Below are 26,217 nucleotides of genomic sequence, written 5' to 3'. Positions count from 1 at the left end.
GGCCGGACCCGGCTTTTCGGCAAATGATAGCGCGAGCGGCTAGTGCAACAGCACGGGCTGGCTCATCAGCGAGTCATAGCCGCCAAGAAACTCATCGATTTCCTCCACGCTGGGCGCGCGCGCGATCAGCAGGTTGACGTCGCGGCGGAACGACTGCGCCAACGCGCCGGCAATGAAAATCTCGCGCCGGCCCCCTTTGTCGACGATTTCATAGCCGCCGAAGCGCAGGGCCTCCAGGTCGCGGTCGGCGCCGAATTCGACGACGCTGTATTGCTCGCTGTTGTAGATCAAGTTCATAGGGCTTCCCTCGCTAGGTCGAAGTGGCGGTGCACACTTCCTTTTCCCCATCGAGGTGGGGTTGGCGCCAGGGTTTTCAAGCAAACGGTTTGTAACGGAATGTAGCACTACCGGCATGCCGGGCAGTTACGCCAGCGGAGGGTGCTAGCCTTGCGCGGCAAGGTCCAGGTTGATGTCGGCGCCCAGCGCCAGCAGCGCGTCATAGGGCGGGCCGGCCAGCCACAGGCGCAAGCGGCCGGCGTGGCTGGCGTCGGCCAGGCTGATGAACAACTGCGCGGGCGGACGCCGCAGCAGGCGGTTCAGTGTCACGCGCAACACCAGGTTGCCGGCGCAGCACAGGCAGCCGGGGGCGATGCGCAGCACCCGGGGCGCGTCCGGCCCCTCGCCGGCCAGCGTCGACATGCCGTCGGGCAATCCCTCCAGGATGGCGGCGCCGTCCGCCGAGGCGCCAGCCAAGGCGGCGGCGATGGCCGCCTCGCGCGCGCCGGCGCGGCCGCCGACCACCAGCACGGTGGCGGTCTTGCCGGCGCCGGCAACGCTCATACGCCTTTTTTGGCCAGCTTGCCGGGCTCGACGCCCAGTTGCTTGAGCTTGCGGTACAGATGGGTGCGTTCCAGCCCCGTCTTTTCCGCCACCCGCGTCATGCTGCCGCCCTCGCGGCCCAGGTGGTACTCGAAATACATGCGCTCGAAGGCGTCGCGCGCCTCGCGCAGCGGCAGGTCGAAGGACAGGCTGAAGGTGTGGCCGTCGGCGGCCGGCTGGGCCGCCGCGCCGGCCCGCGCCGCGTGCAGGGGCGCGGCCGCGCCGAACGGCGCCGCGGCGGCGCCGTCGTCGAGCAGGGGCTGCGGCTGCGGCCGCGGCGCCGGCGCCGGCGCGCGCACGCTTTCCTGCGCCCGCGTCAAGCCCTGCTGCACCGCCTTCAGCAGCTTTTGCAGGGCGATCGGCTTCTCCAGGAAGTTCATCGCGCCGATCCGCGTCGCCTCGACGGCCGTGTCGATCGTCGCGTGGCCCGACATCATGATCACCGGCATCGTCAACAGGCCGTCGCGCTGCCACTCCTTGAGCAGCGTGACGCCGTCCGTGTCCGGCATCCAAATGTCGAGCAGGACCAGGTCCGGCGCGCCGGCGGCGCGCGCTTCACGGGCTTGCTGGGCATTTTCGGCCAACTGGATTGCGTGTCCCTCGTCTCCAAGAATTTCCGAGAGCAGCTCGCGGATCCCCATTTCATCATCAACTACGAGAATGTTTGCCATCTATCCTTGCCTTCCTCATTTCGCCGGTTCATTGCGCATGCGATGCGCCTTCGTGACAGCTATGATTTTATTAGTGTTTTAAGCGTTAAGCCAGATTAACCGGAGCTAACTTTAACAGCAAAATGACGACTGACGCGCCGTTTCCGTCGACCCGGTTCTCGATATCGATCCTGCCACCATGTTCGTCGATGATTTTCTTGACCATGGCCAGTCCCAATCCAGTACCGCGCGCCTTCGAGGTGACATACGGCTCGAAGGCGCGCGCAAGAATTTTCGGCGCAAAACCGGGGCCATTGTCGCTGATCGCCAGGCGCACGGCGACGTTGACGCCGCCGTCGGCGCTGCGGTAGTGGATGGCCTCGGTGCGCACGTCGATGCGCGGGTGCGGCGCCCCCGGCGCCACCTCGCTCATCGCGTCCTGCGCGTTTTGCAGCAAGTTGTGGATCACCTGGCGCAGCTGGGTGGTGTCGCCCATCACCAGCGGCAGCGCCGGCGCCAGTTGCGGGTGGATGATGTCGCCGTCGTCGCCGCCCAGGTAGAGGTGCAGTATCTCTTCGATCAACTCGTTCAGGCTGAGCGGCGTCAGCACCGCCGGCGGCGTGCGCGCGTAGTCGCGGAAGTCGTCGACCATGCGCTTCATCGCCGCCACCTGGTTGACGATGGTCGTCGTGCTGCGGTTGAGCAGCTCGACGTCGGCCGGCGCCAGCTTCGCCTCCAGCTTCATCTGCAGGCGCTCGGCCGACAGCTGGATCGGCGTCAGGGGGTTCTTGATCTCGTGCGCCAGCCGGCGCGCCACCTCGCCCCAGGCGATCGAGCGCTGCGCCGAGATGACGTCGGAAATATCGTCGAAGACGACGATGTAGCCGCTGCCCGTCTCCAGCGGCAGGCGCGAGCCGCGCGCCAGCAGCGTGATGTCGTGCTCGTCGCCCTCGCGGCGCGGCAGCTCGATCTGCTGCTGCCAGTGCAGGCGCTGCAGATTGCGCCCGGCGGCCGACTGCGCGCTCTGCGCCGAGAACGCGGCGATGATGGCGCCGCCGAAATCCTGCATGCCGTCGATGCGCACCAGCGGCTGGCCGGCCATCGCCACGCCGGCGTGCTGCAGGATGCGCTCGGCCGAGGCGTTGCAGGTGACGAGGCGGAAATCGCCGTCGAGCACCATCACGCCGGCCGACATGTTCGCCAGCACCGACTCCAGGTGGGCCTTGGCGTTCTGCAGGGCGGCGCGGTTGCTCTCGACGGCGTTGCGCGCCTCGAACAACTGCCGCGTCATCGTGTTGAACGATTGCGTCAGCGTGCCCAGCTCGTCGTTGCTGGCGACGATGGGGCGCGGCGACAGGTCGCCGTCGGCGACGGCGCGGGTGCCCTCGGCCAGCACCAGCAGCGGCTGCGCCAGGTTGCCGGCGATCAGGAAGGCGCTGGCGATGGCGCCGAAAATGGCCAGCAGCAGCGTCAGGGTCAGCGTCTCGATGTACATCTTGCGCAAGCCGGAGCGGGCCACGAAGCGCCCGCTGTACTCGCTGAAGGCGGCCCGCAGCACCTCGCCGTTGGTGCCCAGGCTCACCGGCACCGACTGCAGCACCTGCAGGAAGCGCGGCGCCGCCCCGGCGATGGGCACCAGCACGCGCAGGCGCAGGCCGGTGCCGGCGTCCTGGGGGGCGCGCTGGGCGCCGTCCTTGTTGTCGCTGTGCAGCTCGATGCCGCCCTCGGGGGCGCCGTAGCCCTCCGGCGCCGCCGCCTGCAGCAGCATCGCCGGCGACGGCAGCTCGGCCTCCAGGCGCGTGCTCGGCACGGCGCTGGCGCTGCCGGCCAGGCGGCCGTCGGCGCGCACGATCAGGGCGTTCTGCATGCCGCGCTCGCGCAGCAGCTGCGCCAGCGTGGCGGCGTTGTCCTCGGCCGGCTCGCCGGCCAGCTGCTGGGCCGTGTGCCGCGCGCGCGCCTTCAGCTCGACCACGGCCTCGTCCAGGCTGGCCTGCGCCAGATTCACGCCGGCCTGCAGGCCGGCCTCGATCTTGACGTTGAACCAGGAGTCGATCGAATGCGAGACGAACTGCACCGACACGAGGAAGATGACGAGGCCGGGCAAGATGCCGATGCCGGCGAACAGCAGCACCAGGCGGGCCATCAGCTTCGAGCCGAACTTGCCGCTCTTGTAGCGCGCGTACAGGCGCGCCAGCGACACGCCGACCAGCAGCAGCAGCGACACGGCCGCCACCGCGTTCAGGCCCAGCAGCCAGGAATAGTAGCGGTCGAAGAAACCCGAGTTGTCGGACGCCGACGCCAGCAGGAACAGCAGAATGCTCACCACGCCGCCGCCCACCACCAAAGCATACCGCAAGGCCTGGGTCACCTACTCCGCCTTATAGAGGAAGGTTTTTTTGTTCGAGCTCAGGCGCCAGTCGCTATTGTTGAAGGCGTTCACCTGGATCGGCTTGGGCAGGAAATCGCGGTCCATGCCCATGCGCAGCGTGACGTTGTACGTCTCGCCCGGCTTGAGGGCGCCGCGCGGCGCCACCAGCCAGCGGCTCGGCCGGCGGATCAGGAACAGCGCGTCGTCCAGCGTGGAGAAGCTCTGCTGCACATTGCCCGTGACGGTCACGTGGTACTGGCGCGTCAGCACATTGTAGGAAATCCGGCTGGTCTGCTTGGCGACGATGGCCTTCTCGTCGAACCAGTACCAGCGCGGCCGGGTCAGCTCGATCTCCGTCGTGAAGAACAGCGGCACGCCGCTCTGGATCGCGTCCTCCAGGCCGTGGTTCAGCTCGAAGGCGTAGCTGGCGGCCAGCTTGTAGCCCTCGTCGACGGCCTCGATGTAGGTGCGGGTGATCTCCACGCCGTCGGCGGCGCGCGCCGGCGGCAGCGCGCACGCGAGCGCCAGCAGCAGCTGCCAGGCGAGGAGGCGGAAAAAGCGTGTTGTCACAAGTGGGCCGGTGCTCAATAATTCCGTCGGAAAGTAACAGGCGAAACGCTTACGCGGCATTTTTCTGGAACAACGCGTAAAACAAACCGTCGTGATCCTGTTCCGCCGCGCCGGTCGGCAGCAGCTGGCCCGGGGCTGGCAAGCGCGTCGCGTTGTGGCGCACCGCAAACGCCGCCGCCTGGGCTTCGGACTCTTGCGGCCACAAAGAACATGTCACGAACAGCAATTTACCATCGGGGCGCACCATCTGCCAAAGATTGTCGAGAATTTTGGCCGAAAGTGTTGCAAGTTGGAGCGCGTCGCCCTTGCGGCGCAGCCAGCGGATGTCCGGATGGCGCCGCACGATGCCCGAGGCCGTGCACGGCACGTCGGCCAGCACGCGGTCGAACTGGCGGCCGTCCCACCAGGCGGCCGACTGCGCGTCCTGGGCCTGCAGGGTGGCCGACAGGCCCAGCCGTTCGAGGTTCTCGGCGATGCGCGGCAGGCGCTTGGCGTCGGCGTCGATGGCCGTCAGCTCGACGTCGGCCAGCTCCAGGATGTGGCAAGTCTTGCCGCCCGGCGCGGCGCAGGCGTCCAGCACGCGCATGCCGTCGCGCACATCGAGCAAGCCCGCGGCCAGCTGGGCGCCGGCGTCCTGCACCGACACGACGCCGGCGGCGAAGCCGGGAATCGCCTGCACGCCGATCGGCTGGGCCAGGCGCACGGCGCTGGGGCCGACCTGGGCGGCGGCGATGCCGGCGCCGGCCAGCTGGGCCAGATAGTCCGCCACCGTGCTCTTGCGCGCGTTCACGCGCAGGGTCAGCGGCGGCGCCGCGTTGCCGGCGGTGAGGATGGCCTGCCAGTCGCGCGGATAGGCGGCGCGCGCGGCGTCTATCCACCACTGCGGATAATTCCACTGCGCCACCGGCTGCTGCAGCGCGCTCGCCAGCAGCGCCTTGCGCTCGCGCAGGAAGCGCCGCAGCACGGCGTTGACCATGCCCTTCGCGTGCGCCATGTCCGGGTGCGAGGTGGCCACCGTGACGGCCTGGTCGACGACGGTGAACTCCTCGTAAGGCTGCTCGCCCGGCTCGGCCGCCATCAGGGCCAGCGCGCAGCACAACAGCGCGGCCAGCATGGGCGGCTCCGGCGCCTTCGACGTCATCAAGCCGATCAGCGTCTCGCTGCGGCCCAGCTGGCGCATGGCGCGGTAGGAAATATCCTGGATCGCCCCGCGCGCCTGCGGCGCCGCGTGATTTTGCGCAAACACCCGCGTCAGCGCCTGCGGCAGCGCCGTGCCGGTGCGCACCTGGGCCACCGCGTTGGCGGCGCCGAGCAGGCAGAACGCCAGCGAATCGGCGCGCAAATCCGGCTGAAAGCCCGGCTGCAGCACCGGCTTCACATCCGGGTGATAGCTGGGGCGCAGCTTCGGCGCCTCGGCCGCCGTCGGGGCGGGCTTCGACACAATCTTCAATTTCAGCAAGGGGCGCTTATTCATCATCCATCCGGTCACAGTGTGCACACGCGGCGAACGCGGTCGCGCGCGATAAAGGGTCGATTGTAGCGGTAGTCGGCCCGCTTCGCCTAAGCGAATGCGGCGTGCGCGCCAAAAGCGTGGCAAAAACCGCCATAATTCACCGGCAACAACATGACGCCGTAACAACATTGGGGTCAGGTCTAGACATGGCGGTTTTCCAGGCGCAAGCGCGGGCGAAAACCGCCATGTCTAGACCTGACCCCATTCTTGGGTTCGGGAAAGCGGCGGCGCCCGCGCGGGCGTATTGCTGGCGCCGGCAAACCAGTATAATTAAGGCAGTTTGGCCGGCGCTGGCGCCGGCTTTTTGGCCTTTCGATGTCTATTTAGCGCGGCCCCGCCGCCACCACGCTCATGCTCGCTCAACAAAAACAAGAAGTCATTGCCCTGTTCCAGGCCGCTCTCGCCCCCATTCTGGCCGCCACGTCGCTGGTGCCGAATGTGGTGCTGGAGCGACCGCGCGATCCTTCGCACGGCGATGTCGCCTGCAATATCGCGATGCAGCTGGCCAAGCAATTGAAATTGAATCCGCGCGAGCTGGCCCAGAGCGTCGTGGCCGCGCTGCTGGCCGATCCGGCCAGCAAGCAGTTGCTGGCCTCGGCCGATATCGCCGGCCCCGGCTTCATCAATCTGCGCTTGACGGACGCCGCCAAGCAGGCCGTCGTCACGGCCGTGCTGGATCAGGGCGCCGCCTTCGGCCGCAGCGACGCCGGCGCCGGCAAGCGCGTCGTCATCGAGTTCGTCTCGGCCAACCCGACCGGCCCCCTGCACGTGGGCCACGGCCGCCAGGGCGCCCTGGGCGACGCGCTGGCCTCGCTGTTCGACGCGCAGGGCTATGCCGTCACGCGCGAGTATTACTATAACGACGCCGGCGTGCAGATCGAGACGCTGGCCAATTCCGTGCAGGCGCGCCTGCGCGGCTTCAAGCCGGGCGACGCCGCCTGGCCGGAGTCGGCCTACAACGGCGACTATATCGCCGAGATCGCCACCGATTTCCTGGCCGGCAAAACCGTCTCGGCCAGCGACGGCGCCCCCGTCACGGCCAGCGGCAATATCGACGACCTCGATTCGATCCGCGCCTTCGCCGTCGTGTATCTGCGCCACGAGCAGGACATCGACTTGCAAGCCTTCGGCGTGAAGTTCGACAATTACTTTCTGGAGTCCTCGCTGTACGGCGACGGCAAGGTCGACGCCGCCGTCGCCGCGCTGATCAAGGCCGGCAAAACCTACGAGCAGGAGGGCGCGCTGTGGCTGCGCACCACCGACTACGGCGACGACAAGGACCGCGTGATGCGCAAGAGCGACGGCACCTTCACGTATTTCGTGCCGGACGTCGCTTACCACATCGTCAAGTGGCAGCGCGGTTTCGACCAGGCCATCAACATCCAGGGCAGCGACCACCACGGCACCATCGCCCGCGTGCGCGGCGGCCTGCAGGCCGTCGACCTGGGCATCCCGCAGGGCTACCCGGACTATGTGCTGCACAAGATGGTCACCGTGATGAAGGGCGGCGAGGAGGTCAAGATCTCCAAGCGCGCCGGCTCCTATGTCACGGTGCGCGACCTGATCGAATGGTCGGGCGCCGGCGACACCGCCAAGGGCCGCGACGCCGTGCGCTTCTTCCTGATCTCGCGCAAGGCCGACACCGAGTTCGTCTTCGACGTCGACGTCGCGCTGAAGACCTCGGACGAGAATCCGGTGTATTACGTGCAGTACGCCCACGCCCGCATCTGCCGCATGCTGGAACAGTGGGGCGGCGACGCGGCCACGCTGGGCGGCGTCGACCTGGCGCCGCTGACGGCGCCGTCGGAGGCGACGCTGCTGGCCACGCTGGCCGCCTATCCGGAGGTGCTGGCGCGCGCCCAGGCCGAGCTGGGCCCGCACCAGATCGCCTTCTACCTGCGCGAGCTGGCCGCCAATCTGCACAGCTTCTATTTCGCCGAGCGCGTGCTGGTCGACGACGACGCGCTCAAGCTGGCGCGCCTGGCGCTGATGGTGGCGACCCGCCAGGTGCTGCGCAACGGCCTGGCCCTGATCGGCGTATCCGCGCCAAACAAAATGTAATTGCGAAGGTCTAATTGCCCATGAACGTAGCTTCCCGCCTTACCCTCCCGCGCCGCCAGCGGGGCAACACCCTGGTCGGCATCATCATCGGCCTGGTGATCGGCCTCGTCATCGCGGTGATCGTCGCGCTGGCGATCACCAAAGGCGCGACGCCGTTCACCGACAAGGGCAAGGCGGGCAAGGCGGCCGAGCCGACGGCCGGCCAGGCCGCCGATCCGAACAAGCCGATGTACGGCAACAAGGATGCGGCGAAAGAGGCGGCCAAGGATTTCGCCAAGGAGCCGAAGGACGCGGCGCCGGCGAAGGAGCCGCTGCCGCCGGTGGCGAAAGAGCCGACGCCGCCGAAGGAGCCGACGCCGGCGCCGGTGAAGGAGACCAAGCCGCAGGCCGCCGATCCGCTGCAGGCCGTCATCGCCGGCTTCAAGCCGGACGGGGCGCCGGCCGCCGACAAGGGCAAGCCGGCCGCGGCCGACGACAAGTGGGTGTATTACCTGCAGGTCGGCGCCTTCCGCGAAACGGCCGACGCCGAAAGCGCCCGCGCCAAGCTGGCGCTGCTGGGCTTCGAGGCCGCCATCACCGACCGCAGCACCGACACCGGCGTGCTGCACCGCGTGCGCATGGGGCCGTACAACCAGGTCGAGGCGATGAACCGGGTCCGCACCAAGCTGTCCGAAAGCGGCGTCGACGTCGCCGTCGTCCGCAACCAGAAATAATCGCCGAGGAGCCGTATGCGTCTGCTGAAAACCATCTTGCTTGCCGCCGCCCTGTGCGGCGCCACGGCGGCCGCGCTGGCCTCGCCTGCCGAGCCGAAGAACGGCGTCGAGTATCGGACGCTGCCGGAACCTCAGCCGGCCGCGCCGGGCAAAAAAGTCGAGGTGATCGAGTTCTTCGCGTATTACTGCCCGCACTGCAACGCGCTGGAGCCGGAACTGGCCGCCTGGGTGAAGAAACAGGGCGACAACATCGTCCTCAAGCGCATCCACGTGCCGCGCGACGAGAGCGTGGCGCCGCAGCAGCGCCTGTTCTTCACGCTGGAGGCGATGGGACTGGCCGAGCAATACCACAGCAAGGTCTTCCACGCCATGCACGTCGAGCGCAACCGCCTGAACCGCGACGAGGCCGTCTTCGACTTCATCGCCAAGCAGGGCATAGACCGCGCCAAGTTCATCGACACCTACCGCTCCTTCGGCGTGGCCGCGCGCGTGCGCCGCGCCGACAGCATGCTGGGCACCTACCGCATCGACTCCTGGCCGACCTTCGCCATCGACGGCCGTTTCGTCACCTCGCCGTCGATGGCCAACGAAGGCACGAAATCGGCGCAGAACGAGGCCCAGCTGAACGCCCAGGCGCTGACGGTGATGGACTTCCTCGTCGCGAAAGCGAAAGCGGAAAAGAAATAAGCATGCGCCTCCCGGCTTTGCGCGACCGCCGCGCCCGCGCCGCATGAAGCGGGTCTTCATCACCGGCGCCTCCAGCGGCCTGGGCGCCGCGCTGGCGCTGCGCTACGCCAGCCAGGGCGCCACACTCGGCCTGCTGGCGCGCCGCGGCGACGCCCTGGCAGCGCTGATTGCCACGCTGCCCAATCCGCATTTGCACCGCGCCTACCCGGCCGACGTCACCGACCACGCCGCGCTGCGGCGCGCGGCGGCCGACTTCATCGGCCACGCCGGCGGCGTCGACGCCGTCATCGCCAGCGCCGGCGTGTCCTTCGGCACGCTCACCGAGCACCCGGAAGACCTGGCCGCGTTCGAGGCCATCATGGCCATCAACGTCACCGCCACCGTGGCCACCTTCGCCCCCTTCATCGCGACGATGAAGGCGCAGGCGACGCCGGCGCGCCTGGTCGGCATCGGCAGCGTCGCCGGCATCCGCGGCCTGCCCGGCGCCGAAGCCTACAGCGCCTCGAAGGCGGCCGTGATGAGCTACTGCGAGTCGCTGCGGCTGGAGCTCAAGCCGCACGGCATCCGCGTCGTGACCATCACGCCCGGCTATATCGACACGCCGATGACGGCAAAGAACGCCTACCCGATGCCCTTCCTGATGCCGGCCGAAAAATTCGCCGCCAAGGCCGCCGCCGCCATCGCCGCCGGCGCCAGCTACCGCGTGATCCCCTGGCAGATGGGCGTCGTGGCGAAGCTGCTGCGCCTGCTGCCGAACCCGCTCTACGACCTGGCCTTCGCGAAGGCGCCGCACAAGGCGCGCCGCGTCCCATGAGCGCCGCCCTGAACAGCGCCGCCATCCTGGCCCGCTGCGCCGCCAGCGCCGCCCACGTGGCGATCGAGGTGGTCGCCGAAACCGGCTCGACCAACGCCGACCTGCTGGCGCGCGCCGCCACCCTGCCCGGCCCGCTGCTGCGCATCGCGCTGCAGCAGACGGCCGGGCGCGGCCGCGCCGGCCGGCCCTGGCTCAGCGCCTCCGGCGCCACGCTGATGTTTTCGCTGGCCTGGCCGTTCAAGGGGCCGTTGCAGCAACTGGTCGGCCTGCCGCTGGCCGTCGGCGTCGCGCTGGCCGAAACGCTGGCCGCGCTGAGCGTGCCCGTGCAATTGAAATGGCCGAACGACTTGATCAAGGACGGCAGCAAGCTGGCCGGCATCCTCGTCGAAACCCAGGCCGGCGCCGACGGCCGCATCTGGGCCGTGAGCGGCGTCGGGCTCAATCTGCTGATGCCGGACGCGCTGGAGCACGCCATCGGCCGCAGCGTCGCCGCCGTGCCGTGGCTGGCGCAGATGGACCGCAACGCGTTGATGGCGCAATTGCTGAGCCGCCTGGCGGCCGCGCTGGCCGAATTCGACGACACCGGCTTCGCCGCCTTCAGCGCGCGCTGGAACCGCCTGCACGCCCACCAGGGCCAGGAAGTCAATATACTCGACGCCGGCCAGGTCGTGCAGCGGGGCGTGGCCGCCGGCGTCGACGACAGCGGCCGCCTGCTGCTCGACACGGCCCGGGGCCGGGTCGAGATCCTCTCCGGCGACGTGTCGCTGCGCCCGGCGCAGGAATAAGGCCATGATGCTATTGATCGACGCTGGCAACAGCAGAATCAAGTGGGCGCTGGCCGCCCCCGGCGCCGCGCCGGGCGCGTGGCTGGCCTCGGGCGCCGTCGCCCACGCCGGGCTGGCCGGACTGGCGCAGGCGTGGCAACAGGCGCTGGCCGGGCGGCCGCTGCGCGGCGCCCTTGTCGCCAACGTCGCCGGCGCCGCGCTGGGCGCCGCGCTGGAGCAGGCGCTGGCGACGGCGCTGCCGCCGCCAGCGCTGCGCTGGTTCGCCTCGCTGCCGCAACTGGCCGGCCTGCGCAACGGCTACCGCAACCCGGCGCAATTGGGCTGCGACCGGTTCGCCGCCGCCATCGGCGCGCGCGCGCTGGCGCCGGGGCAGGCGCTGATCGTCGCCAACTGCGGCACCGCCACCACCGTCGACGCCATCACGGCCGACGGCCGCTTCATCGGCGGCATGATCCTGCCGGGGCTGGCCCTGATGGCCGGCGCGCTGGCGCGCAACACCGCGCAACTGCCGCACATCGGCCACGATGCCGCGCCGCCGCCCCTCTTCGCCGACAACACCGACGACGCCATCCTCAGCGGCTGCCTGGCGGCCCAGGCCGGCGCCATCGGGCGCGCCTGCGCCGCCCACGGCGCCGCGGCATGCATCGTCTCGGGCGGCGCCGCGCCCGCCATCGCGGCGGCGCTGCCGCTGCCGCACCGGCTCGTCGAGAATATCGTGCTGATCGGCCTGCAGGTGGCCGCCGGCGGGGAGGCGCCATGTTGAAACTGCTGTTTTGGCTGTTACTGGCGGTAAACGCGGCGCTGTTCGCGCTGGGACAGGGTTACCTCGGCTATTTCCAGGCCGACGCGCACGAGCCGCAGCGCCTGAAGAACCAGCTCAACAGCGAGAAGCTGCGCCTGATCTCGGCGGCGGACGCGGCCCGCGCCGTGCCGGCGCCGGCGCCGCCGGAACTGTTCGCCTGCACCGAAGTGGGCAATTTCCTCATGGCCGACGCGCGCCGTTTCGAGGCCGCCGTCGACGTGCTGGCGCTGGGCGAACGCCAGTCGCGCCGCAACGTGGCCGGCCAGGAAATCTCCAGTTACATCGTGTATATTCCGCCGCAGGGCAGCAAGGAGGGGGCCGACAAGAAAGCCGGCGAACTCAAGCAGCTAGGCGTGAGCAATTACTTCATCATGTCGGACAACACGCCGATGCGCTGGGCCATTTCGCTGGGCGTGTTCAAACTGGAGGCGGGCGCGCAAAACCTGCTGGCCAGCCTCAACAAACAAGGCGTGCACAGCGCCCGCGTCGCGCCGCGCTACAGCGGCAGCAAACAACTGGCCTTCCAGTTCCGCGACCTGGACCGCGCCGGCAAGACCCGCCTCGCACAGATCGCGGCCGGCTTCCCCGAGCAGGAGATGCACAGCTGTAAGTGAGCCGCGCCGCAGTCGACAGGCTGCTAGCGCTGCACGACGATAGGCTTCACGCCGAAGGCCCCCAGCAGCGATTCCGCCGCCTGGATCGCGTCCTGGCGGCTGGCGAAGGGGCCGCCGAACAGCCGATGTATGGTCCCCGCCTGCACCACTTCCAGCGTGCCCAGCGTGCCGGCGTAGGGTGCCAGCCTTTGCCGCGCCGCCTCGGCGTTTTCGGGCCGCGCAAACGCGCCCATCTGCAGATAGAAGCCATTTTTGGCGGCCGCCGCCGCGGGCGTCGCCGCCGGCGCCGATACCGGCAACAGCGACTGCGTCACCTCGGGCATGTCGACGGCGCCGGTCGTCACCTCCGCGGCCGCCGGTTCGGCGGCCAGCGGCGCCGCCGCCGTCGCTTGGCGCCCGGCCAGGCGGATGCGTTCGATCTCCGGCGGCAGCAGCAATTCGATATCGAGTTCGTGGCTGCCCTTGCCCAGCAAGCCCAGCTTCAGCGCCGCCGTGTAGGACACGTCGATGACGCGGTTGGCGTGGAAGGGGCCGCGGTCGTTGACGCGCACAATGACTTGCTTGCCGCTGACGATGCTGGTCAGGCGCACGAAGGAGGGAATCGGCAAGGTCGGATGCGCGGCCGTCATCTTGTACATATCGTACAACTCGCCCGAGGAGGTGCGCTGGCCGTGGAATTTCTTGCCGTACCAGCTGCCGATGCCGCGCTGGCTGAACGGCCGCTGGCCGCTGATCGGCGTGTAAGTCTTACCGAACACCACATACGGCCGGTTCGCGCGCGGCAGCGGCGCCTCGACGCGCACCTCGGCGTCGGGGACTTCCTCCAGATTGGGCGGCGGGTTCTCGCCCGGCCCGTCGTCCTTGTAGTAGGCGCCGCGGCCGGAGCCGGCCGCCGGCAACGCCGGCTGCTTCTGCTCCGTGCGCGCCGGCGTTTTCGCGCCGGCGGCGGGGGCCGGCGCCGTGCCGGACTGCTGCGGCAACGTGCCGCAGCCGGCCAGCGCCAGCATCAGCAGCGCCGCCAGGGCGGAAGCGGCGCGCGCCGGGGCCGGGCTGCGGCGCATCATGTCTGCACCAGTTTGCGGTGGCGTTGTATGCTCATTAATATCCCTGCATTAAGGCCCAGCGTCAACAAGGCGGTGCCGCCATAGCTCATGAACGGCAAGGGCACGCCGACCACCGGCAGGACGCCGCTGACCATGCCCATGTTGACGAAGGCGTAGGTGAAATACACCATGGTGATCGCGCCTGCCAGCAGGCGCGAGAAAACGTTCGCCGCGTTCGCCGCGATCATCAGGCCGCGGCCGATCAGCAGCAGATACAGCAGCAGCAGCACGAGGTTGCCGATCAGGCCGAACTCCTCGGAGAAGACGGCGAAAATGAAGTCGGTGGTGCGCTCCGGGATGAATTCCAGGTGCGCCTGGGTGCCGTTGCTCCAGCCCTTGCCGGCGATGCCGCCGGAACCGACGGCGATGGTCGACTGGATGATGTGAAAACCCTTGCCCAGCGGGTCTTGCAGCGGGTCGATGAAGGTCATCACGCGCTGGCGCTGGAAGTCGTGCAGCATCGGCCAGATCACCGGCAGGCTGGCCAGGAAGGTCACTGCCATGCCGAGCAACATTTTCCACGACAGGCCGGCCAGGAAGATCACGTAGAAGCCGGCGGCGCCGACCAGCATCGACGTGCCCAGGTCGGGCTGGCGGGCGATCAGGCCGATCGGCACCGCCAGCAGCACGCCGGCGACGAGGAAGGATTGCCAGCGCAGCGAGCCGGCGTTGTGCTGGAAATACCAGGCCAGCATCATCGGCATGGCGATCTTCATGAATTCGGAGGGCTGAATGTCTATGCCGACGTGCAACCAGCGGCGCGCGCCCAGCTTGACCGTGCCGAACAGCGCCACCGCCACCAGCAGCGTCACCGCCACCGCGTACACGGGCGCGGCCACGCGCATCATCATTTGCGGGCTGACGTTGGCGGCGATCCACATGACGAAGAAGGACATGCAGATGTTGCGCAGCTGGTCCTCCATCTTGCCGGGGATGCCGATGCTGGCCGACGCCAGCGTCACCAGGCCGGTGCCCATCAGCAGCAGCAGGATCAGCGTCAGCGACGGGTCGAACACCGCCAGGTAGGGACGCACGCGGCGCCACAGGGAGCGCCTCTCGTTTATACGCATCAGCGTTTCCTTATGGTTTGGTGGCGGGCGCGCGGCCCGGCGGGCCGGCCGGCAGCGGCGCGGCGGGCGCCGCCGGCGCCGGTCCGGGGTTGGGCTGCTGCGGCTGCGGCGCCGGCGGCGCCGGCCTCGGCCCGGCGGCGTTGACGGCCTGCTCCTCTTCGATCTCCTCCACGGCCTGCAGCGCCTCGGCGTCCTCTTTCGGCACCTTGGTGGTTTCCTTCTCGTTCGGCCGCTTGCCCAGCAGATAGAAATCGAGCGCCTTGCGCGCGATCGGCGCGGCGACGCCGGCGCCGAAGCCGCCGTTCTCGACGACGATGGCGAGGGCGATGCGCGGCTTGTCGGCCGGCGCGAACGCGGTGAACAGCGCGTTGTCGCGCAGGCGCTCGGCGATCAGCTTGGCGTTGTACTTCTCGTTTTTCTTGATCGCGATCACCTGCGCGGTGCCGGTCTTGCCGCCCACCGTATAGCCGACGCCGGCGAACACCTTGGCGGCCGTGCCGCCGGCCTCGCTGGTGACGCCGACCATGGCGCGTTTGATGATGTCGATGTTTTCCTGCTTCAGCGCGATGCGGTAACTCTCCTTCGGCACCGTCAGCGTGCGTCCCCGCGTCGCGCCGTCCTCGACGATCTTGACCAGGTGCGGCTTCATGACGACGCCGTCGTTGGCCAGGTTCGCCGTCGCGTGGGCGATCTGCAGCGGCGTGTAGGAGTTGTAGCCGGAACCGTTGCTGACGGAAATCGTGTCGCCACCCACCCACTTGCGCTGCTGCGCCGTCTTGAAGCGCTTGGTCTTCCACGCCGTCGACGGCAGCACGCCGACGCGCTCGTTTTCCAGGTCGATGCCGGTCAGCTGGCCGAAGCCGAAGGGCTTCATGAAGTCATGGATCATGTCGATGCCCATGTCGCGGCCCAGCTGGTAATAGTAGGTGTTGCAGGACACCACGATGGACTTGTGCAGGTCGACCATGCCATGCCCGCCGACCTTGTCGTCGCGGAATTTATGGTCGCCCAAAATCATGTAGCCGGGGTCCGAAATGGCCTGGCTGGGCGTGCGCTTGCCCAGCTCCAGCGCGGCCAGCGCCATGAAGGGTTTGAACGTCGAGCCGGGCGCATAGGTGCCCGACAGCGGCCGGTTCACCATCGGCCGGTCCAGCGAGGTGTTGAGTTCGGTCCAGCTCTGCTGGTCGATGCCGTCGACGAACAGGTTCGGGTCGTAGCCGGGCCGCGACACATAGGCGAGGATGTCGCCGCTGGCCGGCTCGATCGCCACCATCGCGCCGCGCCATTCGCCGAACGCCTCCTCGACGACCTTCTGCAGCTCGATGTCGATCGACAGGATCAGGTTGTTGCCGGGCACGGCCGCCTTGCGCGACAGCGTGCGCATGGCCCGCCCGCGCGCCGACACTTCGACCTCTTCATAGCCTGTGGTGCCGTGCAACTGTTTTTCGTAACTCTTTTCCAGCCCTTCCTTGCCGATGTAATCGGTGCCGCGGTAGTTCGCCGCGTCGTCGGACTCGTCCATCGCCTTCGACTCGCTGCGGTTGATGCGGCCGATGAAACCGATCACGTGCGAAGCCACCTCGCCCATCGGATACTGGCGGAACAGGCGCGCCTGCACCTCGACGCCGGGGAAGCGGAAGCGCTGTGCCGTGAAGCGCGCCACTTCCTCGTCGCTGAGGCGGCTGCGCAGCGGCACGCTGGCGAAGTTCTTCGACTCCTCCAGCAGCTTCTTGAAACGGCGCCGGTCCTTGATCTCGATGGCGACCAGCTTGGCCAGCTCGTCGACCACCTCGTCGAGCGGCGCCGTCAGCTTCGACGGCGTGATTTCCAGCGTATAGGCCGAGTAATTGCGCGCCAGCACGACGCCGTTGCGGTCCAGGATCAGGCCGCGGTTCGGCACGATGGGCACCAGCGCGATGCGGTTGTCCTCGGCCTGGGCCGCGAAATCGTTGTGCTTGACCACCTGCAGCCAGATGAAGCGCGCCAGCAAGCCGGCAAAGCAGAGGAACACCAGCGCCACCAGCGCCGTCAGGCGCAGGCGGAAGAAATGCAACTCGCGTTCGGTGTTCTTGATCTCGGTCATCGGTTCGGGTCGTGTGCGGTTCGGAGCGGAGGCGGCTGGCGCCTCAGATCGGACGGGTGTGGTCGCGGTCCACCGCGCGGCGCTGCGGCGCCAGCAGCATCCACGTCACGCACGGCCACAGCGCCACCGAGACGGGGCTTTCAATGAAATACGTCCAGCCGGGCAGATTGCCGTTGACCAGGAAACGCACCAGCAACTGGATGGACTGCGTCAGCAGCAGCAGCGGCAGCACGTGCAGAGCCTGGGTCATCAGCGGGAACCACAGCACGCGGCGGTGCATCATGATGGCGAAATAGGACAGCAGCGTGTAAGCCAGGGCGTTCTCGCCGAGCCGGCTGGCGTCGTGCACGTCCATCAGCAGGCCCATGAAAAACGCCACGCCGATGCCGACCTTGCGCGGCTGGTGGATGCCCCAGAACACCAGCACCAGCGCGACGAAATCGGGCACGCCCGTCAGGCCGCCCCAGGGCAGCAGGTTCAGCAAAAACGCGCATAGCAGGCTGAAGCCGATGAAAATCGGGCTCACCGGCAACAGGATGTAATGGGGGCGTGTCATCGGTTTTCTTCCTTCGGCTTGACGGCGGCAAGGGGCGCGGGCGGCCTGGGCGCCGGCGCGTTGGCCGCGGCGGGCGGCTTGGCGGCGGGCGCGGCGGCCGACGGCGGCGCGGCGGCGGGGATGGCGGCGCCGGGAACGGCGGGCGCGGCCGTGGCCGGGTCCTTGATCGGCGCCATCTTGCCGTGCTTCTTGCTGGTCTTCAATTCCTCCTCGGGCGGCCGCGGCGGAACATTCGGCGTTGCCATCAGCACCAGCAACTGGGTGTTGCGGCCGATGCCGGCCAGCGGCTGGCAGATGACGCGGCCGAACACGCCGTTGGCATTGCTTTCGACCAGCGTCACGCGCGCCACGGCCAGGCCGGCCGGGTACACCCCGTCCAGGCCCGAGGTGACGACGACGTCGCCGACGACGATGTCGGCGTTGGTCGTGGTGAAGCGCAACTCAAGCTGGCCGGACTGGCCGCCGCCGTAGGCGACGGAGCGCAGGCCGCTGCGCAGGATCTGCACGGGGATCGCCTGCGCCTTGTCGGTCAGCAGCGTCACCTCCGACGTGAACGGAAACACCCGCGTCACCTGGCCGACCACGCCGAGGTTGTCGATGACGGGGAAGCCCAGCGCGACGCCCTGCTGGATGCCGCGGTCGAGAATGATCTTGCGCGAATACACGTCGCGGGCGTCGTAGAGGATTTCCGCCATCAGCGACTTCACGGGGATGTGCTCGCGCGCCTCCATCAGCTTGCGCAGATGGTTGTTTTCGGAAATGTGCATTTGCGCCTGCTGCATGGTCTGCGCGGCGACGATCTGCTGGCGCTTCAATTCGCGCACTTCCTTCTCCAGCGCCGACAGCGAGGAAAAATAGTCGCCGACGCCATAGGCGAGCTCGCGCGGCGCCAGCGCGGCCATCTGCACCGGGTACAGGACCGTGCCGATGGTCTGGCGCAGCACCGTCAGCGCGTGCATCTGCGAATCGGCCAGCAGCAGGCCGATCGAGATGCCGGCGCACACCATCATCTTGACCCTGGCGGAGGCGCCTTGCTTGAACAGGGGCGGAGGGCTGTATTCCATGACTTCCAATAATCCGGCGCACAAACGCCAACGCGGGAACGCTCGACAAACATGTCAGCCTAAACTGCGAAGGGCCGGAACGCTGCGTTCCGGCCCACCGTGTGGATTACTCGTAGGAGAAGATCGACCCGAGCTTGTCCATGCGCTCCAGGGCCATGCCCGAGCCGCGCACCACGCAGGTCAGCGGGTCTTCGGCGACCAGCACCGGCAGCCCCGTTTCCTCCATCAGCAGGCGGTCCAGGTCGCGCAGCAGCGCGCCGCCGCCGGTCAGCATCATGCCCTTCTCGGCGATGTCGGCGCCCAGTTCCGGCGGCGTCTGCTCCAGCGCGTTCTTGACGGCCGAGACGATGTTGTTGAGCGGGTCCGTCAGCGCTTCCAGGATCTCGTTGCTGGAAATGGTGAACGAGCGCGGGATGCCCTCCGACAGATTGCGCCCCTTCACTTCCATTTCCTTCACTTCCGAGCCGGGGAAGGCCGAACCGATGGCTTTCTTGATGGCTTCGGCCGTTTGCTCGCCGATCAGCATGCCGTAGTTGCGGCGGATGTAATTGACGATGGCCTCGTCGAACTTGTCGCCGCCGACCCGCACGGAACCCTTGTAGACCATGCCGCCCAGGGAGATGATGCCGACCTCGGTGGTGCCGCCGCCGATGTCGACGACCATCGAGCCGGTCGCCTCCGACACCGGCAGGCCGGCGCCGATGGCCGCCGCCATCGGCTCCTCGATCAGGTAGACCTGCGAGGCGCCGGCGCCCAGCGCCGATTCGCGGATGGCGCGGCGCTCGACCTGGGTCGAGCCGCACGGCACGCAAATGATGATGCGCGGCGAGGGGCGGAAGAATTTCGAGTCGTGCACCATGCGGATGAATTGCTTGAGCATTTGCTCGGTGACGGTGAAGTCGGCGATGACGCCGTCCTTCATCGGCCGGATCGCCTCGATATTGCCGGGCACCTTGCCGAGCATCTGCTTGGCTTCCTTGCCGACGGCCTGGATGGTCTTCTTGCCGTTCGGGCCGCCTTCCTGGCGGATAGCCACGACCGACGGCTCGTCGAGGACGATGCCGAGGCCGCGCACATAAATCAGGGTGTTGGCCGTGCCCAAGTCAATGGCCAGATCGGTGGAGATGTACCTGCGTAAAAAACCAAACATGAGTGTCCTGTAGCGCATCGAGCTGCGCAAAAGCTGTTGTAGGGGGTATCGACGCGGGCGCCTTCGGTACTGCCTGCGGCGCTGGCGCAGTCTTTTCTATGCTGCTGCAGCGGTGAATCGGCGCCGGCAACGCATTAACCCGCCATTCTACCTTATAATTTGATTGCGATTTGCTCAAAAAACAGTGAAAAGTGTGCCCCCGCGAAAGGTGAGTTGCGCGGCATTCGCGCGCTTTTGTGAGCAAAAGAGCAGTAAATACCCGCGTTTTGTCATTACGCCAACTTTATAATCCGCGCGGCCCGTCCGCGCCATTCGCCATGTCCCTGACCCTATCCGACGTAAAACGCATCGCCCACCTGGCGCAACTGGAAATGAAAGACGAGCAAGCAGCCACCGCGCTGGAGCAATTGAACGGCATTTTCGCGCTGGCCGAGCAAATGCAAGCCGTCGACACCGACGGCGTCGCGCCGCTGAGCCACCCGCTGGCCGCGCACATGAACAGCATCGCGCTGCGCCTGCGCGACGACGCCGCCACGGAGCCGAACCGCCGCGACGTCTACCAGGCCGTCGCGCCGAAAACCGAAGACGGCCTGTACCTGGTGCCGCGCGTGGTCGAGTAAGTCCGCCTCAGCCCGCCGCCCCACCCCGCCGAACCGACTTGAATTGAACGCCATGCATACAAAAACCATCAAAGAGCTGTCGACGCTGTTGCACAGCAAAGCGATTTCCGCCACCGAACTGGCGACCCACTTCCTCGACCGCATCGAGGGCAGCGAACTGAACGCCTTCCTGCACGTGGACCGCGCCCTGACGCTGGCCCAGGCCGCCGCCGCCGACGCCCGCCTGGCCGCCGGCACGGCCGGCGCGCTGACCGGCGTGCCCATCGCCCACAAAGACATCTTCGTCACGCGCGACTGGCGCTCGACGGCCGGCTCCAAGATGCTGGGCAACTACACCAGCCCCTTCGACGCCACCGTCGTCGAGAAATGCCTGGCCGCCGGCATGGTCACGCTGGGCAAGCTGAACTGCGACGAATTCGCCATGGGCTCGGCCAATGAAAACTCGGCCTTCGGCGCCGTCAAGAACCCCTGGGACGCCAAGGCCGTGCCGGGCGGCTCCTCGGGCGGCTCGGCCGCCGCCATCGCCGCGCGCCTGGCGCCGGCCGCCACCGCCACCGACACCGGCGGCTCGATCCGCCAGCCGGCCGCGTTTTGCGGCGTCACCGGCATCAAGCCCACCTACGGCCGCGTCTCCCGCTTCGGCATGATCGCCTTCGCCTCCTCGCTCGACCAGGGCGGCCCGATGGCGAAAACGGCCGAAGACTGCGCCCTGCTGCTGACGGCGATGGCCGGCTTCGACGAGCGCGACTCGACCAGCCTGACGCCGGAGCAAGGCGGCGTCGCCGAAGACTTCACGCGCGAGCTGGAGCAGCCCCTGACGGGCCTGCGCATCGGCGTGCCGCGCGAATACTTCGGCGCGGGCCTGGCGGCCGACGTGGAACTGGCCGTGCGCGCGGCGCTGGCCCAATATGTCAGCCTGGGCGCGACCCTGGTCGACATTTCGCTGCCGAACACGGCCCTGTCGATTCCCGCCTACTACATCATCGCCCCGGCGGAAGCGTCGTCGAACCTGTCGCGCTTCGACGGCGTGCGCTACGGCCACCGCGCCGCCGAGTACACCGACCTGCAGGACATGTACAAGAAAACCCGCGCCGAAGGCTTCGGCCCCGAGGTGCAGCGCCGCATCATGGTCGGCACCTACGTGCTGTGCCACGGCTACTACGACGCCTACTATCTGAAGGCGCAGAAGATCCGCCGCCTGATCGCGCAAGACTTCGAAGCCGTGCTGAACGGCCCGAACGCCGTCTGCGACGTCATCATGGGGCCGGTCGCGCCCAGCGTCGCCTGGGACCTGGGCGACAAGACCGACGACCCGGTGGCCAATTACCTGGCCGACATCTTCACGCTGTCGACCAGCCTGGCCGGCCTGCCCGGCATGTCTATCCCCTGCGGCTTCGGCCAGGGCGAGAAGAACGCCACGCGCCCGGTCGGGCTGCAAATCATCGGCAACTACTTCGCCGAAGCGAAGCTGCTGGGCATCGCCCACCAGTACCAGCAGGTGACCGACTGGCACTTGCGCGCACCGGCCGGCATTTAAACGAATTCGGCCCGCGCGGCGGGCCAACAGGAAAGCGAGAACACTATGCAATGGGAAGTCGTCATCGGTCTTGAGAACCACGTACAACTCACGACCCAGTCCAAGATCTTCAGCGGCGCGCCGATCCAGTTCGGCGCCGAAGCGAACACCCAGACCAGCCCGGTCGACCTGGCCTTGCCGGGCGTGCTGCCGGTCATGAACAAGACCGCCGTCGAGCGGGCCATCCGCTTCGGCCTGGCCGTCGGCGCGACGATCGCGCCGACCTCCATCTTCGCGCGCAAGAACTACTTCTATCCGGATTCGCCGAAGGGCTACCAGATCAGCCAGTTCGAAGACCCCGTCGTGCAAGGCGGCAGCCTCACCTTCGGCTACGAGAAGAACGGCGAATTCGTCACGAAAACCGTGAACCTGACGCGCGCCCACCTGGAAGAAGACGCCGGCAAATCGCTGCACGAGGACTACCACGGCATGACCGGCATCGACCTGAACCGCGCCGGCACGCCGCTGCTGGAAATCGTCAGCGAACCGGAAATGCGCAGCGCCGCCGAAGCCGTGGCCTACGCCAAGGCCCTGCACTCGCTGGTGATGTGGTTGGGCGTGTGCGACGGCAACATGCAGGAAGGCTCCTTCCGCTGCGACGTCAACGTCTCCGTGCGCCCCGTCGGCCAGAAGGAATTCGGCACGCGCTGCGAAATCAAGAACCTGAACTCCTTCCGCTTCATCGAGGAAGCCGTGAACTACGAGGTGCGGCGCCAGATCGAGCTGATCGAAGAAGGCGGCAAGGTTGTGCAGGCGACCCGCCTGTACGATCCGGACAAGAAGGAAACCCGCCTGATGCGCAGCAAGGAAGACGCGCAGGACTACCGCTACTTCCCGGACCCGGACTTGCCGCCGCTGGTCATTTCCGAGGCGTGGATCGCCCGCGTCAAGGCCGACATGCCGGAACTGCCGGAGACGATGCGCGCGCGCTTCGCCGCCGAATACGGCCTGTCCGACTACGACGGCCTGATCCTGACACAGTCCCAGGCGATGGCGGCCTACTTCGAAGCGGTGGTCGCCAAGGCCGGCAAGGCGCAGGCGAAGACGGCGGCGAACTGGCTGATGGGCGACGTGGCGTCGACGCTGAACCGGGAAAACGTCGACATCCAGGACGCGCCCGTGTCGGCTAAGCAACTGGCCGTGCTGCTCGAGCGCATCGCCGACGGCACCATCTCCAACAAGCTGGCCAAGGAGGTATTCGCCGGCATGTGGGAAGCCAAGTCCGCCGACGACATGCTGGCCGACCTGGTCATCGACGCCAAGGGCTTGAAGCAAATCTCCGACAGCGGCGCGCTGGAAGCGATCGTCGACGAAGTGCTGGCGGCCAACGCCAAGTCGGTCGAACAATACCGCGCCGGCAAGGAAGCGGCCATCAACGCGCTGATCGGCCAAGCCATGAAAGCGTCGAAAGGCAAGGCCAACCCGGCCCAGTTGACCGAACTGCTGAAGCAAAAACTGGCGGGCTAAACCCGCGCGGCCTGACCCGTTCCCCGGGTCGGGCCGCCTGGCCGGCAACACCCACGCACACGGGAACTCCATGCAAAAAATCAAGACTGGCCTGCTTGGCTACGGCTTTGCCGGCTCGACCTTCCACGCCCCCGTATTGACGGCCGTCGACGCACTGGAATTGCACGCGGTGGCGTCGAGCCAGCCGGCGCTGGTCCGGCGCGACTGGCCGGCGGCGACGGTCTACGGGGAGGCCGCGCAACTGTTCGCCGACCCGGCCATCGAACTGGTGGTCATCGCGGCGCCGAACGAGGCCCACTTCGGCCTGGCCCACGCCGCCCTGCTGGCGGGCAAGCACGTCGTGGTCGACAAACCGTTCACGCTCACCAGCACCGAGGCCGAGACGCTGATCGCCTGCGCCAAGGCGCAGCGGCGGGTGTTGAGCGTGTACCACAACCGCCGCTGGGACGCCGACTTCCTGACGTTGAAGGCGCTGCTGGCGCAGGGGACGCTGGGGCGCGTGAGCAGCTTCGCATCGCATTTCGACCGTTTCCGCCCCGAGATCAAGCAACGCTGGCGCGAGTCGGCCGCGCCCGGCGGCGGCCTGTTGTACGACCTCGGCCCGCACATGCTGGACCAGGCGCTGCAACTGTTCGGCGCGCCGCAGCGCCTGTTCGCCGACCTCGCCCGGCAGCGCGACGGCGCCGTCGCCGTCGACTACTTCCACCTCGTGCTGTACTACGAACAGTTGCGCGTCGTCTTGCAGGCCGGTTGCCTGGTGCAGGCGCCGACGGCGCGCTTCGCCGTGCACGGCGAGCGGGGCAGTTTCGTCAAATTCGGCCTGGACCGGCAGGAAGACGCCTTGAAGGCCGGCGGCCGGCCGGGCCAGCCCGGCTGGGGCCACGACCCGGTCCACGGCGCCCTGCATCTGGCCGGCGCGGCCGACGAGGCATGCCGGCATCTGCCGATGCTCGACGGCGGCTACCAGCGCTACTACGCAGGCATGGCCGACGCCATCCGCAACGGCGCGCCGGCGCCGGTGGCGGCCGAGGACGGGCTGGCGACGATACGCCTGATCGAAGCGGCGCTGCGCAGCGCCGAAGAGGGCCGCGTCATCGCCGTATAGGCGCGGGTTTGCTAGGCGGCGACGTAGCGCCCGTTCTTGTGGTTGGTGGCCAGCGACAAGTTCAGCACCACGGCGCCGAGCACGGAAATGGCAATCAGCATCGGCTCGACGACGAAGGCCGAGCCCAGCACAATGGCGCAGTCCAAGGCCATCTGCACCGTGCCGGCGCGCCAGCCGCGGGTTTCCTGCAAATACAGCGCCAGCACGCCGAAACCGCCCAGGCTGGCCTTGTGGCGGAACAGGATCAGCATGCCGACGCCCATCAGCATGCCGCCGACGACGCCCGCGACGACCGGATGCAACCATTCGAAGCGCAGCAGCGACGGCGAATACTCGGTGAAGAAGGCCACCAGCGCCAGCGAAATCAGGCTCTTGACGGTAAACGCCAGGCCCATGCGCTTGAGCGCAAAGATATAAAACGGCACATTGATCCCCACCAGCAGCAAACCGAAATTGATGCCGCTCGCATAATGGGACAGAAACGCGACGCCGGTCACGCCGCCGGTCAATAAGCCGGCCTTTTTGTACATGGCAATGCCGAGCGCCACCACCAGGGTGCCGGTCAGCAGGGCCTGGACATCGTCAAACAGGGTATGGCCCGCCTCCGTCTTGGCGGGCGGGACGGTGGTGCTCTGGTCTTCTGGGGATGGCATTGCGGTTCTTCAATCATTGCGGGGGAAGGTAGCGATTATACGCACCCGCCCCGCCCCCGGCCCTCCGCCAAACGACCTAGGGAAGCGCTGATTTATTCATGAGGGCGGACTTGACCGCGAAAATAGGTGTCCTGCGGCGTTGCAAAATCTTGCAATAGTTCGCTATTGCTGCGATTTCGCGCCTTGCAGGCCACCTTTTTCGCTGGCCAATTCCAACCCTCAGAATAAATCAGCGCTTCCCTAGCTTGCCGTGGCCTGGCCCACGGGATGGGATGGCGACTGCGGCTGCGACTGCGACTCCAGGCGGGCCTCCAGCCAGCCCAGAATCAGGCCAAATATCTTGTCGCGGTTGAGCTCATTGAAGTTTTCGTGATAATTATCCGGATAAAAGTGGTAATCCAGCAGCGCCGGGGCAATCGACTTCAGCATCGCCTCCGCCGCGCGGGAATCGGCCAGCTTGTCGTCGCCGGCGACGACGCCGAACACGGGGAAGCGCCATGCCGGCAAGATGCCGGGCAAACCGGCCTGGGCCGACGTCAGCGCCGCGGCGAAACGCACGGTGACCTCGGTGGCGCGGATATTGTCTTTTTCATCGGCGACATGGCGTGCCGTGATGGCGCGGTCGTGCGTCAGCATGTCCGTCAGCGAACCGAGCGGCACCTTCATCGTCGGAAACACGCGGGCCAGGAAATCGGATAACAACAGCAGCACCTTCGGCACCTTGATCGCGTTCACATAATACGGCGACGACAGGATAAAGCCGTGGATGCCGCGTTCGCCGGCAAACCGCCCCAAACCCAGATGGGTGGCGATCAGCGCGCCCATCGAATGGCCCATCACGAAAATCGGCAGGCCCGGATAACTGCGTTTGACCCACTGCAGAAACAACTCCGCGTCGTCGAGGAAGCTGTCGAAGCCGGGAATGTCGACGCGTTTCTTGCCGTCGTGTCCGCACATATCGAAACTGACCGTGGCGATGCCATGGGCGCGGAAATACAGGCCCGGCGTCATATAGTCGCCGGCGTGGGCCATGCCGCCGTGAATCGCCAGGATCACGGCGCGCGGCCGCTCGGGTTGCCAAATGTGGATAGCCCGTTCCACTTGATCGCTGCACATGAGGCTGGCAAGCGCGTCTTCGGAAAATCTCATTGCCTCACTCCGAATGATGTTTTATAGACCCCAGGCGCGAAGCCGGGGGGATGCGCTGCAATGAACACGACACCACCACTATAGCGCAGCGCGCCGGCCGACAAAGCGGCCGCTGGCGCAAAAAAAAACACGGCGCTGCGCGAGCAGCCCCGGCGCCGGCGTTCG

At 67.5% G+C, this 26,217-nt stretch carries 25 protein-coding genes; 11 read left to right on the top strand and 14 right to left on the bottom strand.

What is annotated here, in order from left to right; translation table 11 throughout:
* Positions 1-39: 39 nt before the first annotated feature.
* From OIK44_RS23860 to rsmB, 6 genes are all read right to left on the bottom strand, one after another.
* A complete protein-coding gene (locus OIK44_RS23860; protein WP_273674523.1) occupies positions 40-297 on the bottom strand; it encodes a BTH_I0359 family protein in 258 nt (85 codons plus the stop codon).
* A 144-nt stretch (positions 298-441) separates the two neighbouring features.
* Positions 442-840 carry a GTP-binding protein gene (locus OIK44_RS23855; RefSeq protein ID WP_273674521.1) on the bottom strand — a complete coding sequence of 133 codons (399 nt, stop codon included), beginning with the start codon at positions 838-840 and terminating at the stop codon, positions 442-444.
* On the bottom strand, positions 837-1,550 hold the full coding sequence (locus OIK44_RS23850) for a response regulator (RefSeq protein WP_273674519.1): 714 nt from the start codon (positions 1,548-1,550) through the stop codon (positions 837-839). Before OIK44_RS23850 ends, OIK44_RS23855 begins: the two co-directional genes overlap by 4 nt.
* An 85-nt stretch (positions 1,551-1,635) precedes the next feature.
* The gene (locus OIK44_RS23845) at positions 1,636-3,897 is read right to left on the bottom strand and encodes a sensor histidine kinase (RefSeq protein WP_273674517.1); all 2,262 of its coding nucleotides are present in this window, start codon (positions 3,895-3,897) and stop codon (positions 1,636-1,638) included.
* A complete protein-coding gene (locus tag OIK44_RS23840) occupies positions 3,898-4,467 on the bottom strand; it encodes a DUF4390 domain-containing protein (protein WP_273674515.1) in 570 nt (189 codons plus the stop codon).
* 49 nt (positions 4,468-4,516) lie between these two features.
* Entirely contained in the window at positions 4,517-5,941 is a 1,425-nt protein-coding gene (rsmB, locus tag OIK44_RS23835; RefSeq protein ID WP_273674513.1) for a 16S rRNA (cytosine(967)-C(5))-methyltransferase RsmB, read from the bottom strand.
* Between the two features lie 390 nt (positions 5,942-6,331).
* Here rsmB and argS point away from each other — a divergent pair, with 390 nt between their 5' ends.
* The 7 genes from argS to OIK44_RS23800 are packed head-to-tail and all read left to right on the top strand — an operon-like array spanning position 6,332 to position 12,456.
* Positions 6,332-8,041 carry an arginine--tRNA ligase gene (gene argS, locus OIK44_RS23830; RefSeq protein WP_273674510.1) on the top strand — a complete coding sequence of 570 codons (1,710 nt, stop codon included), beginning with the start codon at positions 6,332-6,334 and terminating at the stop codon, positions 8,039-8,041.
* A 20-nt stretch (positions 8,042-8,061) separates the two neighbouring features.
* Positions 8,062-8,754 (top strand): SPOR domain-containing protein, encoded by a 693-nt coding sequence (locus tag OIK44_RS23825; RefSeq protein ID WP_273674508.1) that lies wholly within the window; start codon positions 8,062-8,064, stop codon positions 8,752-8,754.
* A gap of 15 nt (positions 8,755-8,769) precedes the next feature.
* On the top strand, positions 8,770-9,441 hold the full coding sequence (locus tag OIK44_RS23820) for a thiol:disulfide interchange protein DsbA/DsbL (protein ID WP_273674507.1): 672 nt from the start codon (positions 8,770-8,772) through the stop codon (positions 9,439-9,441).
* Between the two features lie 43 nt (positions 9,442-9,484).
* Positions 9,485-10,255: an SDR family oxidoreductase gene (locus tag OIK44_RS23815; protein WP_273674506.1), complete on the top strand. Its 771-nt coding sequence runs from the start codon at positions 9,485-9,487 to the stop codon at positions 10,253-10,255.
* Complete coding sequence (locus tag OIK44_RS23810; protein ID WP_273674504.1) at positions 10,252-11,040, top strand: biotin--[acetyl-CoA-carboxylase] ligase; 789 nt, start codon at positions 10,252-10,254, stop codon at positions 11,038-11,040. The genes OIK44_RS23815 and OIK44_RS23810 overlap by 4 nt, the downstream gene beginning before the upstream one ends.
* A 4-nt stretch (positions 11,041-11,044) precedes the next feature.
* Positions 11,045-11,803, top strand: coding sequence for a type III pantothenate kinase (locus OIK44_RS23805; RefSeq protein ID WP_273674503.1), 759 nt, complete (start codon positions 11,045-11,047; stop codon positions 11,801-11,803).
* On the top strand, positions 11,797-12,456 hold the full coding sequence (locus tag OIK44_RS23800; RefSeq protein ID WP_273674501.1) for an SPOR domain-containing protein: 660 nt from the start codon (positions 11,797-11,799) through the stop codon (positions 12,454-12,456). The genes OIK44_RS23805 and OIK44_RS23800 overlap by 7 nt, the downstream gene beginning before the upstream one ends.
* Before the next feature lie 23 nt (positions 12,457-12,479).
* Here OIK44_RS23800 and OIK44_RS23795 read toward each other — a convergent pair whose 3' ends face one another.
* From OIK44_RS23795 to OIK44_RS23770, 6 genes are all read right to left on the bottom strand, one after another.
* Complete coding sequence (locus tag OIK44_RS23795) at positions 12,480-13,520, bottom strand: septal ring lytic transglycosylase RlpA family protein (RefSeq protein ID WP_273674499.1); 1,041 nt, start codon at positions 13,518-13,520, stop codon at positions 12,480-12,482.
* Positions 13,517-14,629: a rod shape-determining protein RodA gene (gene rodA / locus OIK44_RS23790; protein ID WP_273674497.1), complete on the bottom strand. Its 1,113-nt coding sequence runs from the start codon at positions 14,627-14,629 to the stop codon at positions 13,517-13,519. The genes OIK44_RS23795 and rodA overlap by 4 nt, the downstream gene beginning before the upstream one ends.
* 10 nt (positions 14,630-14,639) lie before the next feature.
* On the bottom strand, positions 14,640-16,712 hold the full coding sequence (gene mrdA / locus OIK44_RS23785; RefSeq protein ID WP_273674495.1) for a penicillin-binding protein 2: 2,073 nt from the start codon (positions 16,710-16,712) through the stop codon (positions 14,640-14,642).
* 43 nt (positions 16,713-16,755) lie between these two features.
* Positions 16,756-17,268 (bottom strand): rod shape-determining protein MreD, encoded by a 513-nt coding sequence (gene mreD / locus OIK44_RS23780; protein WP_273674494.1) that lies wholly within the window; start codon positions 17,266-17,268, stop codon positions 16,756-16,758.
* Positions 17,265-18,332, bottom strand: a complete 1,068-nt coding sequence (gene mreC / locus OIK44_RS23775) for a rod shape-determining protein MreC (protein ID WP_273674492.1) — start codon at positions 18,330-18,332, stop codon at positions 17,265-17,267. Before mreC ends, mreD begins: the two co-directional genes overlap by 4 nt.
* Positions 18,333-18,438: 106 nt before the next feature.
* Positions 18,439-19,482 (bottom strand): rod shape-determining protein, encoded by a 1,044-nt coding sequence (locus OIK44_RS23770; RefSeq protein WP_010393186.1) that lies wholly within the window; start codon positions 19,480-19,482, stop codon positions 18,439-18,441.
* Positions 19,483-19,799: 317 nt separating this feature from the next.
* On the opposite strand from OIK44_RS23770, the gene gatC reads away from it, so the two are divergent.
* The 4 genes from gatC (at position 19,800) to OIK44_RS23750 (ending at position 24,250) form a co-directional block, all read left to right on the top strand.
* Complete coding sequence (gatC, locus tag OIK44_RS23765; protein WP_273674482.1) at positions 19,800-20,102, top strand: Asp-tRNA(Asn)/Glu-tRNA(Gln) amidotransferase subunit GatC; 303 nt, start codon at positions 19,800-19,802, stop codon at positions 20,100-20,102.
* A gap of 52 nt (positions 20,103-20,154) precedes the next feature.
* The gene (gatA, locus tag OIK44_RS23760; RefSeq protein WP_273674480.1) at positions 20,155-21,639 is read left to right on the top strand and encodes an Asp-tRNA(Asn)/Glu-tRNA(Gln) amidotransferase subunit GatA; all 1,485 of its coding nucleotides are present in this window, start codon (positions 20,155-20,157) and stop codon (positions 21,637-21,639) included.
* 45 nt (positions 21,640-21,684) lie between these two features.
* The gene (gene gatB, locus OIK44_RS23755) at positions 21,685-23,145 is read left to right on the top strand and encodes an Asp-tRNA(Asn)/Glu-tRNA(Gln) amidotransferase subunit GatB (RefSeq protein WP_273674478.1); all 1,461 of its coding nucleotides are present in this window, start codon (positions 21,685-21,687) and stop codon (positions 23,143-23,145) included.
* Between the two features lie 70 nt (positions 23,146-23,215).
* Entirely contained in the window at positions 23,216-24,250 is a 1,035-nt protein-coding gene (locus OIK44_RS23750; protein WP_273674477.1) for an oxidoreductase, read from the top strand.
* A gap of 11 nt (positions 24,251-24,261) precedes the next feature.
* Here OIK44_RS23750 and OIK44_RS23745 read toward each other — a convergent pair whose 3' ends face one another.
* Complete coding sequence (locus tag OIK44_RS23745) at positions 24,262-24,903, bottom strand: YitT family protein (RefSeq protein WP_273674476.1); 642 nt, start codon at positions 24,901-24,903, stop codon at positions 24,262-24,264.
* Positions 24,904-25,143: 240 nt separating this feature from the next.
* Entirely contained in the window at positions 25,144-26,052 is a 909-nt protein-coding gene (locus OIK44_RS23740) for an alpha/beta fold hydrolase (protein ID WP_273674474.1), read from the bottom strand.
* Positions 26,053-26,217 lie beyond the last annotated feature (165 nt).

This window comes from Janthinobacterium fluminis (assembly GCF_028595325.1).
In the GTDB taxonomy this organism is placed as follows: domain Bacteria; phylum Pseudomonadota; class Gammaproteobacteria; order Burkholderiales; family Burkholderiaceae_D; genus Janthinobacterium; species Janthinobacterium fluminis.
The sequence above is the reverse complement of the archived record's forward strand: the minus strand, read 5'-3'. Positions and strand labels throughout refer to the sequence as shown.